Genomic DNA, 15875 nt, shown 5'->3' on the forward strand with positions numbered 1-15875 from the left:
TCTGTTCGACACGCTGTGCGAGGCGACTTGCTAGGGTGTTACTCATCGGTAGCACATTGAACGAGGGGGCATCCGGTGGTGGACCGTCGCGAGTCCCCAGCGGTTGAAAATCGAACTAGAGTTCCCCTTCAGGGTCCCTCTTCTCCGTATCCAGACAGGTGAGACTCGTCAACATGGCTCGTTCCCTGGTCGATCTGCTGACCACGCACGCCACGCACCAGCCCGACCGGACCGCCTACCGCCACCTCGTCACGGGGGACTGCGACGGGGAGATCCAGGAAATCTCCTACGCCCGCCTGGCCACCCGTGCCCTGGCCGTCGCCGGCCGGCTCCAGGAGAGCGGTCTCGCCGGCTCCCGGGCCCTGCTGCTCCACCCGCCCGGCCTGGAGTTCATCTGCGCCTACCTCGGCTGTCTGGCCGCCGGAGTCGTCGCCGTGCCCGGCATACCCCCGCAGGGCCACTCCTGGAACCACCGGGCCCTGACCCGGACCAAGCGCCTGATCGCCGACGCCGACGCCCGGGCGATCCTCGGCAGCCGAGAGGTCGTCGCCTCCCTCGGCGCCATGGCCGAACTCCTGCCCGAACTCGACGGCGTCGCCCATGTGGTGACGGAGGACATCCCCGACGAGGCGGCCACGGCCTGGCGCGCACCCGGCCTCACGGACGACTCGGTCGCCTTCCTCCAGTACACCTCCGGTTCCACCTCCGCCCCGCGCGGCGTGATCGTCACCCATGGCAACCTCATGGACAACGAGCGGATCATCACCGAGCGCATGGGGCACACCCCGGACGTCATCGAGGAGTACGGGCACGAACTGATCGTCAGCTGGCTGCCCGTGTACCACGACATGGGACTCGTCGGCCCGGTCCTGAACACCGTCCACCTCGGCCTGACCACCACCCTCATCTCCCCGCTGCACTTCCTCCAGCGGCCCGCCCGCTGGCTCGAGGCGATCAGCCGCTACCGCCCGCACACCAGCGGCGCCCCCAACTTCGGCTACGAACTCGCCCTGAAGCACGCCACCCCCGAACTCCTCGACGGACTCGACCTGCGCTCCTGGCGGGTCGCCTTCAACGGCGCCGAACCCATCCGGCCCGCCACCCTGCGCCGCTTCGCCGAGACCTTCGCCCCGGCCGGCTTCCGGCGCGAGGCCTTCTACCCCTGCTACGGACTGGCCGAGGCCACCGTCATGGTCACCGGCGGCACGGTGGGCGCCGCCCCCGTCCTCCTGGCGCGCGAGAACGCCGACCCCGACGCCGCCGCGGTCGGCTGCGGACGGCCCGGTCCGGGCATGACCGTCGTCATCGCCGACCCCGACCGCAAGGAGGAGCTGGTCGAGGGCGAGACCGGCGAGATCTGGGTCCAGGGCGCGAGCGTCGCCCGCGGCTACTGGCGCAACACCCTCGCCACCCGGGAGACCTTCCGCGCCACCCTGCCCGGCCGCGAGGGCCGCTTCCTGCGCACCGGCGACCTCGGATTCCTGCGCGACGGCGAGCTGTTCGTCACCGGCCGGCTGAAGGACCTCCTCGTCGTCGACGGCCGCAACCACTACCCGCAGGACCTGGAACTCTCCGCCGAGCTGTGCCACCCCGCCCTGCGGCCCGGCTGCACCGCCGCGTTCTCCGTGGACAGCGGCACCGAGGGCGAACAGCCCGTCCTCGTCGCCGAGCTGGCGCCCGAGGCGGCCGGCGAGGCCGAGAAGATCGCCGACCTGATCCGGGCCGCGATCGGCGCGGCGCACGGCCTGTCCGCGCACGACGTCGTCCTGGTCCACCCCGGCACCATCCCCAAGACCTCCAGCGGCAAGATCCAGCGCCGCGCCTCCCGCGCGGCCTACCTCGACGGCGCGCTCTCCCCGGTCGGCGTACCCGCCACCGGATGACGACGGCCGCCGCCGGCCCGCCCGTTCCGGGCCGGCGGCCGTTCCCGTTCCCGGACTGCGTGCAGTCCGTCCACCCCGTACGCCCGAGACACGGCGCGGGGAATCCGCCGCGCACCCCCGTTCACGAGGACACCCTTCCGATGCCTGCGAACGCCTCCCGCTCCGCGACACCCGCCCCGTCCCTGACGACCGCCGAGGACGTCCGCGACTGGCTGGCCTCGGCCGTGGCCGAGCCGGCCGGCCTCGACCCCGCGGCGGTCGACCCGCACCGGCCGATCGCCGAATTCGGTCTGGGATCCCGCCAGTTGGTGACCCTCGCCGCCGAGCTGGCGGAGCGGACCGGCCGGCCGGTGGAGCCGTCCCTGATCTTCAACCACCCCACGATCGCCGCCGTCGCCGACGCGCTGTTCGAGGAGGCGCCCGCCGTCCCGGCGCCACCGCCGGCCACCCGGACCGACGACGCCGTCGCGATCGTCTCCATGGCCTGCCACTTCCCCGGCGGGGCCGACGACCCCGAGGCGCTGTGGCGGATCCTCGACGCCGGACGGGACGTCGTCTCCGAGGTTCCGGCGGGCCGTTGGGACACCCAGGGCCTCCTCGACCCCGATCCGGAGGCCACCGGCACCGCCTACACCCTGCGCGGCGGCTTCCTCGACTCCATCGACCGCTTCGACGCGCCCTTCTTCGGCATCTCCCCGCGCGAGGCCGCCGCCATGGACCCGCAGCAGCGCCTGCTGCTCCAGACCGCCTGGGAGACCCTCGAACGCGCCGGCATCGTCCCCGACACCCTGACCGGCACCGACACGGGCGTCTACCTCGGCCTGTACGACAGCGGCTACCTCGCCGGGGCCTCCCTCGGGCAGCTCGACGGGCACGTCGGCACCGGCACCGCGCCCAGCGTGGCCTCCGGGCGCCTCGCCTACACCCTGGGCCTGCAGGGGCCCGCGGTCACCGTCGACACCGCCTGCTCCTCCTCCCTGGTCGCCCTGCACCTCGCGGCACGGGCGCTCGCGGCCGGCGAGTGCGACCTCGCCCTGGCCGGCGGCGCCACCCTGCTGGTGACCCCGCGCGGGCACGTCGAGTTCAGCCGGCTGCGCGGGCTGTCGCCGTCCGGGCGGTGCAGCCCGTTCTCCGCCGACGCGGACGGGGTGGTGTGGGCCGAGGGATGCGGACTGGTGCTCCTCAAGCGGCTCGCCGACGCCCGCCGCGACGGCGACCGGGTCCTCGCCGTGATCAAGGGCTCGGCCCTCAACCAGGACGGCCGCAGCCAGGGCCTGAGCGCGCCCAACGGCCTCGCCCAGGAGCGGGTGGTGCGGGCCGCCCTGGACGCCGCCGGGCTGCGCCCCGAGGACATCGACCACGTCGAGGCGCACGGCACCGGCACCCGGCTGGGTGACCCGATCGAGGGCGGCGCGCTCGCCGCCGTCTTCGGCCCCGGCCGCCCCGCCGACCGGCCGCTCGGCGTCGGGTCCCTGAAGTCGAACCTCGGGCACGCCCAGGCGGCCGCGGGCATCGGCGGTGTGATCAAGACCGTGCTGGCCCTCGGCCACGAGCGCGTACCGGCCTCCCTGCACGCGGAGACCCCCACCGAGCACATCGACTGGGAGCGGAGCGGGCTGCGGATCCAGCGCACGGCCGAGGCCTGGCCGCGCCGCGCGGACCGGGTACGGCGGGCCGGCGTGAGCGCGTTCGGGATCAGTGGCACGAACGCCCATGTGGTGCTGGAGGAGGCGCCCTGGACGCCTGAGGAGGCCCGGACGGACGAGGCGTCCCGGACGCCGCGGGAGCCCCGCACGCAGGAGGCGCCCCGGACGACTGGGGAGCCCCGGACGCAGGCGGCTCCCGGCGGCCGCCACGTCCTCTTCCCGCTCTCCGCCCGGTCCCTGCCCGCCCTGCGCGGACAGGCCGAGCGGCTCGCCGCGACGCTGCGGGAGCGGCCGGACCTCGCCCTCGGCGCCGTCGCCGCGACCCTCGCCCGCCACCGCACCCACTTCGCGCACCGGGCCGTGATCCAGGCGGCCGACCCCACCGAACTGCTCGCCGCCCTGGAGGAGTTGGCCGACGGCCGGCCCGACCCCGATCGCACCGCCGGACCGCACCGAACCCTCCCGCCCGGCAAGGTCGCCTTCGTCTTCCCCGGCCAGGGTGCCCAGTGGCCCGGCATGGCCCGCGACCTGCTCGCCGCCGACCCGGTGTTCGCGGACGAACTCGACCGCTGCGACGGCGCGTTGCGCCCCTTCACCGAGTGGTCCGTCGCGGCCGTGCTGCGCGGCGACGCCGGCGCCCCGTCCCTGGACCGCGTGGACGTCGTCCAGCCGGTCCTGTTCGCCGTGATGGTGTCCCTGGCCGCCGTGTGGCGGGCCCGGGGCATCCGCCCGGACGGCGTCATCGGGCACAGTCAGGGCGAGGTCGCCGCCGCCTGCGTCGCCGGAGCGCTCAGCCTCAACGACGCCGCCGCCGTCGTCGCCCTGCGCTCCCGGGCCCTGACGGCACTGTCCGGCTCCGGCACCATGGCCGTCGTCGCGCTGCCCCACGCCGAGATCGAGGCCAGGACGGCCGCTCTCGGCGGCCGGGTGTCCGTCGCCGCCGTCAACAGCGGCCGCTCCACGGTGCTGGCCGGCGAGGTCGGACCGCTGCGGGACCTGCTCGGCGAACTGGACCACGAAGGGGTCTTCGTCCGCCGTCTCGACGTCGACTACGCCTCCCACAGCGCGCAGGTCGAAGCGGTCCGCGCGGAGATCCTCGACGAACTCGACGGCGTCACCACCTACCCCGCCCCGGTCGCCTGGTACTCGACCGTCACCGGCGAACCCGTCACCGAGGAACTCGCGGCCGACTACTGGTACACCAACCTGCGCGAGCCCGTCCGCTTCGCACCCACCGTGGAGCGGATGGCGGCCGACGGCTACCGCTACTTCGTCGAACTCGGCCCGCACCCCTCCCTGACGACCGCGGTGCGCACGGTCGACGAGGACCTGGTCGTCGTCGGCTCCCTGCGCCGGGACGCGGACGGCCCCGCCTGCCTCGACCGCGCGACCGCCGAACTCCACGTCCAGGGAGGGGCGGTGGACTGGCGCCGCCTCGTCCCCCGCGCGGCGCCCGCGGACCTGCCGACGTACGCCTGGGACACCCAGCGGTACTGGATCGAACCCGAGGGCTCCACCGGCGGCGCGGGCGGGCTCTTCGAGCGCTCCGCGCACCCGTTGCTCGGCATCCAGCTCCAGTCGGCCGACGCGTCCCGCTGGACCTTCCGGGGCGAGTGGTCCCCGGCCAGCGCCGACTGGCTCGCGGACCACACCGTGTTCGGCAGGACCGTCATCTCCGGCACGACCCTGCTGGAACTCTGCCGCGCCGCCCTCGCCACGGCCCGCCCCGACGAACCCGCCGACCTCACCGGCCTGCTCCTGCTCGCCCCCCTCACCCTGCCGGCCACCGGCACGGTCGAGGTGTCCGTCGAGGTGAGCACCGACGGTCCCGTGCCGGAGGTCACCGTGCACAGCCGCCCGCGCGGCCACGAGGGCACGGGCTGGACCCTGCACGCCACCGCCTCGGGCACCGGGCGGCCGTCGGAGGCGTCCGGCCCGCCCCCGGCCTGGCCACAGGACGCCGCACCGGCCTGGACCCCGGAGACCTACGAGCGGCTGACCGGCGTGGGCCTCGGCTACGGCCCCGCCTTCCGGGGCGTACGGGAGGCGGTGCGCACCGGCGACGACGAACTGCTCGCCCGGCTGTCCCTGCCGGCCGCCACCCGGGACGTCGCCGACCCCTACCCGGTCCACCCGGCGCTGCTGGACGCGGCGCTGCACGTCGCCGCCGCGTTCGACGCCTCCGAGGGCGGGGTGTCACTGCCGGTGGCCGTCGGGCACTGCACGCTGATCGGCACCGCCACGCACGACCTGACCGTGTCCGTACGGCGCACCGGCGACTCCACTGTCGACGTCACGCTGTGGGACGCCGACGGCTTCCCCGCGGGCCGGCTGGAGGACGTCCGGCTGCACGCCGTCACCCCGGCGGACCTGAGCGGCGGGGCGGAGAACGCGCGGCACCTGTACGAGGTGGCGTGGACGGCGCTCGACCCGGTGGACGCGCCGGAGCGGGAGTGGACGGTCGTCGGCGACCCCGACGCGCGGCGTGCGCTCACGGCGGCCGGGGCCCGGGGCGCGGACGCGGGGGCCGACATCGTCGTACGGTTCTGGCCGCGGCCCGACGGGGAACTCGCCGCGACGGCAGGCGAGTTGGCGGAAACGGCACTGGCCGAGCTGAAGGCGCTGATCGCCGACCCGCCCGCTCGTACGGTGTGGGTGACCCGCGGCGCGGTCGCCGCCGCCGACGGGGACGGCGTGCCCGGCCTCGCCCAGTCGGTGCTGTGGGGACTGGCCCGCAGCGCCCGCGCGGAACACCCGGACCTCGGGCTGACCCTGCTCGACCTCGACGGCCCCGCGGACGTGGACGCGCTGCGCGCGGCCGTGGCCCACCCCGACGAACCCGAACTCGCCCACCGAGCCGGTGCGTTGCTCGTGCCCAGGCTGGTCCGGGCCCGCGCCGAGGAGAACGGCGGCCTGCCCGCCGACGGCACGGTCCTGATCACCGGCGGACTGGGCGCCGTCGCCCGCCACATCGCCCGGCTGCTCGCCGAACGCGGTGTACCGCGCCTGCTGTTGACGTCACGGCAGGGGCCCGAGGACCCCCGGGCCGCCGAGACCGTCGCCGAACTGGCCACGCTCGGCGCCGACGCCGAGGTGGCCGCCTGCGACGTCGGTGACCCGGTGGCGCTGGCCGGCCTCCTGACCCGCGCCGGTGACGAGGCGTCGCCGCTGCGCGGAGTCGTGCACTGTGCCGGGCTGCTCGACGACGGGGTGCTCGCCGAGCTGACCCCCGAGCGGCTCGCCCGGGTGCTGCGGCCCAAGGTCGACGGCGCCGCCCACCTGCACCGGCTCACCGCGCACCTGCCCCTGGAGCTGTTCCTGCTGGTGTCCTCGGCCGCCGGAGTCGTGGGCAACGCCGGCCAGGCCAACTACGCCGCCGCCAACGTCTTCCTCGACCAGCTCGCCCACCACCGGCGCGCCCAGGGCCTGCCCGGGGTGTCCGTCTCCTTCGGCGCCTGGGCCGGCGAGGGACTCGCCGCCGAACACGCCGACCTGTCCCGCATGGCCCGTCTCGGCCACCGCGCCCTCACCCCCGAACAGGGCCGTGACCTGGTCGAACTCGCCCTGCGGCGCGGTACGCCGCACCAGGTCGCCTGGGCCCTGGACCTGCCCCGCGTCCGGGAGTCCGTGGGCGGCGCCGCGCTGTGGCGCTCGCTGCTGCCCGCGCCCAGGACCGCCGCCGGGCAGGGCGGCGGCCTCGCCGCCCGGCTGGCCGCGCTGCCCGAGACCGACCGCGCCGAGCGCGTCCTCGCCCTCGTCCGCGAGGAGGCCGCGCGCGTCCTCGGCCTGCGCTCGGCGGACGCCGTGCGCACCGACCAGCCGCTGCGCGACCTCGGCATGGACTCGGTGACGGCCGTCGAACTGCGCAACCGCATCGGCGCCCGCCTCGAGACCCGGCTCCCGGCCACCCTCCTGTTCGACCACCCCACGCCCGCCCGGCTCACCCGTCATCTGCTGGACACCACGCTCGGCGGCGCGCCCCGGACGACGGCGGACACGCGGCCCGCACGCGCCGCCACCCCCACCGACGAGCCGATCGCCGTCGTGGCGATGGCCTGCCGGCTGCCCGGCGGCGTCCACGACCCCGACGACCTGTGGCGCCTGGTCGCCGACGGCCGCGACGCCGTCGGCCCCTTCCCGGCCGGCCGCTGGGACGTCGAGTCCCTGTACGACCCCGACCCGGACGCGCCCGGCAAGTCGTACGCCCGGGAGGGCGGCTTCCTCGACGACATCGCCTCCTTCGACGCGGGCTTCTTCGGCATCACCCCGAAGGAGGCCGCCGCCATGGACCCGCAGCAGCGACTGCTGCTGGAGACGGCGTGGGAGGCCCTGGAACGCGCCGGGACCGTGCCCGCCACCCTCGCCGGCAGCACCACCGGCGTGTACATCGGCATGTTCGGCAGCGACTACCTGTCCGGCTCACGGCTGGACCAGCTCGACGGGTACGTCGGCACCGGCTCCGCGCTCAGCGTGGCCTCCGGACGGCTCGCGTACGCCCTCGGGCTGCACGGCCCCGCCCTCACCGTCGACACGGCCTGCTCGTCGTCGCTGGTCGCCACCCATCTGGCCGCCCAGGCCCTGCGCTCCGGCGAGTGCGACCTCGCGCTCGCCGGCGGCGTCACCCTGATGGTCACCCCGCAGACCTTCGTCGAGTTCAGCCGGCTGCGCGGACTCTCCGCCACCGGCCGCTGCCGCTCCTTCTCCGACGACGCCGACGGCGCGATCTGGGCCGAGGGTGCCGGCATGCTCGTACTGAAGCGGCTCGGCGACGCGCGACGGGACGGCGACGAGGTGCTCGCCGTGCTGCGTGGCACCGCCGTCAACCAGGACGGCCGCAGCCAGGGGCTGTCCGCGCCGAACGGTCCCGCGCAGGAGCAGGTCGTCCGGCGCGCCCTGGAGCTGTCCGGGCTCGGCCCCGCCGACATCGACTACGTGGAGGCGCACGGCACCGGCACCACCCTCGGCGACCCGATCGAGGCGAACGCCCTGTCCGAGGTCTTCGGCGCCGGACGGCCCGCCGGCCGGCCGCTGTACCTGGGGTCGCTGAAGTCCAACCTCGGGCACACCCAGGCCGCTTCCGGGGTGGCCGGACTGATCAAGGTGGTGCAGTCGCTGCGCCACCGGACCCTCCCGGCCACCCTGCACGCCGGTACGCCCAGCCGGCACGTCGACTGGGACGACAGCGGACTGCGGCTCCTGACGGAGGCCCGCCCGTGGCCGGGCACGGGGGAGCGGATCCGGCGCGCCGGGGTCAGCGCCTTCGGGATCAGCGGGACCAACGCGCACGTGATCGTCGAGGAGGCGCCCACCGCCGAGCCGGTCACGGCGTCCGATCCCACCGGGCCGGTCACCCTGCCCGAACCCGCCGGGCCGCCCGCCGTACCCGAACCCGCCGAGCCGGTCGGCGTGTCCGATCCCACCGCACCGGTCGTCGTCGCGTCCCGACCCGCCGACGGGAAGCGACTGTTCGTGCTCTCCGGGCGGAGCGAGACCGCCGTGCGCGGGCAGGCCGCGCGGCTCGCCGCCCGGCTGACCGCGGACACCGCCCTGCCCGACCTCGCCCACACCCTGGCCCGGCACCGCACCCACTTCGAGCACCGCGCGGCGATCGTGGCCGGGGGCGGCGGCGAACTGCGCACCGTCCTCGACGCGCTGGCGTCCGGCCGGGCGCCGCTGGCCGCGCCCCGCGAGGAGCTGGACGGGAAGATCGCGTTCGTCTTCGCCGGGCACGGCGGCCAATGGCCGGGCATGGGACTGGAGTCGGCGGCCGGTTCGGAGGCGTTCCGTCAGGAGCTGACCCGGATCGACGCGGCCGTGGAACGGCACGCCGGCTGGTCCGTGCTCAACGCGCTGCGCGCACCGGAGGAGTTCTCCCCGCTGGAGCGCACCGAGTACCTCCAGCCGGTCCTCTTCGCCGTCAACGCCTCCCTCGCCGCGGCCTGGCGCGGCCTCGGCGTCACCCCGGACGCCGTCGTGGGACACAGCCTCGGCGAGATCGCCGCCGCGTACAGCGCGGGGGCACTCGGTCTCGACGAGGCCGTGACCGTGGTGACCGGGCGGGCCGAAGCGGTCGTCCCGTACGTCGGACACGGCGGCATGATCGCCGTCGAACTGCCCTGCGCGCAGGTGGAGGAGCTGCTCGCGCCGTACGCGGGACGGCTGTTCGTCGGCGCGGTCAACAGCGCCCGTGCGACGGCCGTCTCGGGCGACGCCGACGCGCTCGACGAGCTGCGCGTCCTGCTGGCGCAGCGGGGTGTCGCCGTACGGCCCCTGTCGACGCCGTTCGCCTCCCACAGCCCGCGCATGGAACCCCTGCGCGACGCACTGCTCGACCGCCTCTCCGGCGTCCGCGGCCGGCGGACGCCCACCCCGCTGTACTCGGCCGTGCGCGCCGAGCCGGTCGACGGGGACCGCCTCGATGCCGCGTACTGGTTCGCCAACCTGCGCCGGCCCGTCCGCTTCGCCGACACCGTGCGCCGGATGCTGGACGACGGCTACCGCTACTTCGTCGAACTCAGCCCGCACCCCTCGCTCACCGCCGCCGTGGAGGCGGTGGCCGCCGAGGCCGGTGTCGACGCCGTCGCCGTCGGCTCGCTGCGCCGCGGCCAGGACGGCCCCGGCGTCCTGCTGCGCCGGCTCGGCGAGCTGTACACCGCCGGGCACGAGCCGGACTGGACGGCGCTGTTCCCGCGGGGCCGCCGCCTCGACCTGCCCACCTACGCCTTCGCCCGCGAACGCCACTGGCTCGCCCCCTCCCCGGCCGGCTCGCCCGGCGCCTCCCCGCTCCTCGGCACCCACGTCGAGGCCAGCGACGAACCCGGCCGCCACCTCTTCCAGAGCGAACTCGACCTGCGCGACAGCCGGTTCGCCCACCTCACCGACCACCGGGTGGCCGGCGAGATCTGGCTGCCGGGCGCCGCCTTCCTCACCATGGCCCTGGAGGCGGGCGCCACCCTCACCGACGGCGGCGAGGTACGGCTGGCGGACGTGCGGTTCCTCCAGCCCCTGCGCCTGACCGAGGACCGGCCGGTACGCCTCCAGCTCGTGCTGCGGCACGCCGACGACGGCGGTTCGCGGGAGTTCACCATCTCCGCGGCGGCCGCCGACGGGCAGCGCTGGGAACTCCATGTCTCCGGCTCGGTCGTCGCCGACGGGCCGACCCCGCAAGCACGCCTGGACGACGTCCGCGAGCGCTGTGCGGAGACGGTCGAACTCGGCCCCGTGTACGCCCGGTTGGGCGCCCTCGGCATCGACTACGGCCCCGCCTTCCGCAACCTGGACTCGGCCCACCGCACGGACACCGCCGCGGTCGGCCGGCTCACGGAGCGGCCCTCGGCCGGGCACCTGATCCATCCCGCCGTCCTGGACGCCGCGTTCCACACGGCCGCACTGCCCGGCGACGCGCCCGAAGGCCGGGCGTTCGTGCCCGCCGGCTTCGGCCGGGTCCGACACACCGGGCGGCGCGGCACGCCCGCCTGGGTGAGCTGCGCACTGCGGTCCGTCACCGGGGACACCGCCCTCCTCGACCTGCGCCTGTGGGACGAGGACGGGCACCTCCTGCTGGAGGCCGAGGAGTTCAGGCTGGCCGCGCTCTCCCCGCTCGACGGCGCCCTCTTCGAGACCCGCTGGCAGCCCCGCCCGGACGCGCAGGAACCCCCGGCCGAGGGCGGGTGGCTGATCCTCGCCGACAGCACCGGGACCGCCGAGGAACTGATCGCCCGCCTCGACACGACGACCGTGCCGTACGTCGTCGCCCGCCGGGGGACGGACTTCGCCGTCGAGGGGCCCGGCCGGTACGTCCTCGACCCGGCCGACCCCGCGCACCTGACCCGGCTGCTCGACGAGGCGTACGCCGACGCCCTGCCCACCCGGATCGTGCAGCTGACCTCGCTGGACGCGCCGGCCGTCGTGGACCCCCGCACGGCCGAGGAGGCGGCCCGGCTGGGCTGCCTGGGCACGCTGCACCTGGTGCGGGCGCTCACCGATCGGCCGCGCGGGCACGCCCCGCGCCTGTTCACCGTCGTCCGGGGCACCCAGGCCGCCGGCGCCAGCGAACAGGTCGCCCACCCGCAGCAGGCGCTCGCCTGGGGCTTCGGCCTCGCGGTCGCGCAGGAGTACCCCGAGCTGGCGGTCACCCTCGTCGACCTGCCGCCCGTGGGCGGCGCGGACGCCCTGTGGACCCAGCTGTGGCACGCCGACGACGAGCGGCTCGTCGCCCTGCGGGAGCCGGGCCGGCTCGTCCCGCGCCTGGCCCGCACCCGCCCGGACACGGGAGGCGGCGGCACACCGGACGGCGTGTACCTCGTCACCGGCGGTCTGGGCGGCCTCGGCCGGGTCGTCGCCGAGCGGCTGGTCCGGCGCGGCGTCCGTCGGCTCGCCCTGATGAGCCGGGGCACGCCCGCCCCGGACGCCGAGCGCTGGATCCGGGACCTGGAGCGGCGCGGGGTCACCGTGCACCTCGCGCGCGCCGACGTCGCCGACCGCGCCGCACTCACGGCCGCCCTGGACGCCGTACGACGAGAGGCCGGGCCACTCGCCGGGATCGTGCACGCGGCCGGTGTCCTGGACGACGCCACCCTGCCGAACCTCACCGACGAGCGGGTGCTGCGGGTCCTCGCCCCCAAGGTGCTGGGCACTGCCCTGCTCACCGAACTGGCCCCCGAGGCACAGAACCTGGTGCTGTTCGCGTCGGCCGCCGGTCTGCTCGGCTCGGCCGGACAGAGCCCCTACTCGGCCGCCAACGCCTTCCTCGACGCCTGGGCCCACCATCTCTCGCGCACCGGACGCCGGGCGCTCAGCCTCGACTGGGGCGCCTGGTCCGGCGTCGGCATGGTCGCCGGGTCCGGCACCCGGGCCGCCGAGACCGGCCGGTCCGGGCTGGTCGCGTTCTCCCCGGAGGAGGGCGGCGAACTGTTCGACCGTGTGCTGGACACCTCCCGCCGCCAGCTCGCCCCCCTCGCCCTGGACCGGGAACTGCTCGCGCTCGCCCCGGACGCGGTCCGCTCCCGCCCGCTCCTCGCCGACCTCGTCGGCGCGCCCACGGGCACGGGCGACACCGACGCCCTGGTGCGGAAGGTGTTCGCCGCCACCACCGCCGAGGACCGTGTCACCTGGCTGGAGGAGTACGTCCGCGCCCGCGTCGGCGAGGTCTCCGGCGGCCTCGTGGACGTCTCCGCCGGCACCGCGCTCAAGGAACTCGGCCTGGACTCCCTGATGCTGGTCCGGCTGCGCAACGCCTTCGCCCGCGAACTGGGCGTCGAACTGCCCACCGCCGAGGTGTTCGCCACCGCCGACATACAGGCCCTCGCGCGCACCCTGGCCGCCGCCCTGCCCGACCGGCCCGTCGACGCACCGGCCGCCGACGCCCCGGTGGAGGAGGTGCCGGAGACCGAACTGCTGCCGGTCACCCGGGACGTCGTACGCCTGCTGCGCAGTGCCCGGCCCCAGATGCCGCAGGCGGCCCATGCCGTCGGGCTCGCCTTCCGCCTCACCGCGCCGACCACCCGCGAGGCGCTCACCGCCGTCGTCACCCGCCTCGCCGCCCGGCACGCGGCCCTGCGGACGTCCGTCGTACCCGGCGCCGACCGAGGCCGACAGCTGTGCGTGGTCCGGGAGTTGGCCGAGCCGCCGCTTCGATGGACGTCCGTCACAGGTGAGGTGGACACGGGCGAACGCCTCCGCGCCCTGCTGGAACCGCCGTTCGACCTGACGGCCGCCCCGCTGTGGCGGTTCGAGCTGCTGGACGGCGGGACGGACGGCCAGATCCTGCTCCTCGGCGCGCATCACGTCGTGAGCGATCTGCAGTCCCTGCTGCTGGTGGCGGGCGAGACGGACGCCGGCCTGTCCGGCGCCACGCTCCCCGCCGACGTCACCAACCGGGACGTCCACCTGCTGATCCAGGCCCAGCAGTCGGGCGAGGGCACCGCCGACGCCGCGTGGCACGAGGCCTTCGACGGCAGCGGGCGGCTCGATCTCACGCTCTCCCGCCCGCGCCCCGCCGAGCGTTCCTACCGGGCCGGCAGTGTCACGGTGCACATCCCCGACGGCCTCATGGAGCGGGTCGCCACGGCCGCGAGCGGGCTCGGCGTCACCCCGGCCGCGTTCTGCCTCGGCACCCTCACCGTGCTGCTGGCGCGGCTGCGCGAGCGGGAACGGTTCGTGCTCGCCGTACCGGTGGACACCCGGATCCACGCCGACGCCTTCGACGCGGTGGGCTTCTACGGAGTCCCGGTGCCGTTCCCGGCCGAGGCGCGGGCGGGCGAGCCGGTCGAGGACGTCCTGCGCCGCACCGACCTGCGGCTGCGCCGGCTCCTGACCAAGGGCGCCATGTTCTCGGACGTGCTGGCCACGCTGGCACGGCAGGGCCTGCACCGGGCCGACGCGCCCTTGGTGGAGGTGTACTTCAACTACGTCCGCCACGGCGGCCGCCTCGACCGGCTGGAGGTGCTGCCGGCCGGCACCGGGTACTCCGACCTCGACCTGATGATCACGATGACCCCGGACGCGGGCCGGATCCGGCTCGACCACAACCTCGACATCCTCGACACGGCGGACACGGCCGGGTTGGGGGAGGAGCTCCTGCGGCTGCTGGGGGAGACGGTGCAGGACGCGGCCGCGCTCGTCCGGCCGGTGCAGGACCGGGTTGTCGCCGTACGGCCGGTGGAGGACGGCGTCGTCGCCGTCCGGCCGGCTGAGGAGACTGTGGGCTCGGGCGGCCTCGCCCTGGCCGCCACCTTCGCCCTCGGCAACCTCCCCCTGATGTGCGCGGCGGCCCTCGGGGACGGCGGCCGTGGCCCGACGGTCGCCGAGGCGCCCTACCACCATGTGCTCGCGGCGCTGCGCGACCCGTCCGGTGTCTTCGCCGACCCCGCCACCGCGGTGGGCGTGGTGCTGCTGCGGGCCCAGGACCTGGAGCGGTTCGGCCCGGTCGACGACACGCTCCTCGCCGAGCTGCGCACCGAGTACCCGGCCGCGCTGCGGGCCCTGGCCGAACGTACCCGCAAGCCGCTGATCGTCGGCTTCCTGCCGTCGTCCGGCGAGGACGCACGCCTCGCCCGCTGGGAACGCGAGGTCACCGCCGAACTCGTCGACCGGCCCGGCATCGCGGTGCTCGGCGCCGGCCACTGGACCCGGCACCACACCGTGGCGGAACCCTTCGACGAGCGCACCGAGCGGCTCGCCCACCTCCCCTTCACCCCGCCCTTCCAGGCGGCGGTGGCCCTCTGCCTCGCCGATGCCGCACGGGCCGTGCTGCGGCCCGCGCCCAAGGTGATCGCCGTCGACGGCGACGAGACCCTGTGGAGCGGAGTGGCCGGCGAGATCGGCCCCGACGCCGTGGACCTGTCCGGGCCCCGGGCCGCGCTCGCGCGCCGGCTGCTGCGGTGGCGCGAGGCCGGGGCGCTGCTGGCGCTCGTCAGCAACAACGACGAGGAGACCGTACGGGCCGTCCTCGACCGCCCCGACAGCCTGCTGAAGGCCGAGCACTTCAGCGTCCTGTCCGCCGCGTGGGGCCCGAAGCCCGCCCGGCTGACGGAGGCGGCCCGCACGCTCGGCCTCGGGCTGGACAGCTTCCTCTTCCTCGACGACAACCCGGCCGAGATCGGCCGGATGCGGTCGACGCTGCCCGAGGTGCTGGCGGTGACCTGCCCGGCGGAGGCCGAACTGGAGGAGTTCCTGGTCCGGTTGTGGCCGCTGGTCCCGGCGGCCGCCACGGCGGAGGACGTGCTGCGAGCACGCTTCTACGACCAGGAGCGGGAGCGGGACGCCGTCCGGGAACAGGCGGAGCAGGGCGGGTTCGAGGAGTTCCTCGCCCAGCTGGAGCTGGATGTCGACATCCGTCGCCTGGGTGACGACGACGTCCCGCGGGCCGAGCAACTCGTCCGCCGCACCAACCAGTTCACCCTCCGCGCCCGCTCGGCCGACGGAGGTGACCTCGACCGGTGGCGGCGGCGGGGCGAGGTGTGGACCGCGGCGGCCCGCGACCGCTTCGGCGACTACGGCCAGATCGGCCTGCTCGCGATCCGCGCCGAGGGCGACCGGCTCGACGTCCTCGCCTGGCTGATGAGCTGCCGCGCGCTCGGACGAGGCGTCGAGGAACGCCTGTTGACCTGGCTGGCCGACCGTGCCGACGAACTCGGCTGTGCGAAGGTCCGGTTGACGGCGGAACGCACCCCACGCAACGCGCCCGCCCGGCGGATCGTGGCCGCGCTCGGCGGGGGCGACCAGGACGACGAACTGCTGGAGGCCGTGGCCACACCGGAACACCTGCGGGCGTTCCGGTCGTGGGAGCAGCGGTGACGCCGTGCGGCGGCGCCGCGGGACCGAAGGGGCGGAACAGGAACGTGCA

2 protein-coding genes are annotated in these 15875 nt (G+C 75.7%); both read left to right on the forward strand.

The features are described from left to right. Window positions 1–173: 173 nt before the first annotated feature. Window positions 174–1883 (forward strand): fatty acyl-AMP ligase, encoded by a 1710-nt coding sequence (locus ACZ6D7_RS21575; RefSeq protein WP_469492791.1) that lies wholly within the window; start codon window positions 174–176, stop codon window positions 1881–1883. Between the two features lie 140 nt (window positions 1884–2023). Beyond that, on the forward strand, window positions 2024–15826 hold the full coding sequence (locus tag ACZ6D7_RS21580) for an SDR family NAD(P)-dependent oxidoreductase (protein ID WP_469492794.1): 13803 nt from the start codon (window positions 2024–2026) through the stop codon (window positions 15824–15826). Window positions 15827–15875: the final 49 nt, after the last annotated feature.

It is taken from the genome of Streptomyces sp. NPDC041784 (assembly GCF_055591025.1).

Bases quoted from the DNA above. Each gene is read 5' to 3' on its own strand.
- ACZ6D7_RS21575 (WP_469492791.1), top strand. From the start codon at position 174: ATGGCTCGTTCCCTGGTCGATCTGCTGACCACGCACGCCACGCACCAG.
- ACZ6D7_RS21580 (WP_469492794.1), top strand. From the start codon at position 2,024: ATGCCTGCGAACGCCTCCCGCTCCGCGACACCCGCCCCGTCCCTGACG.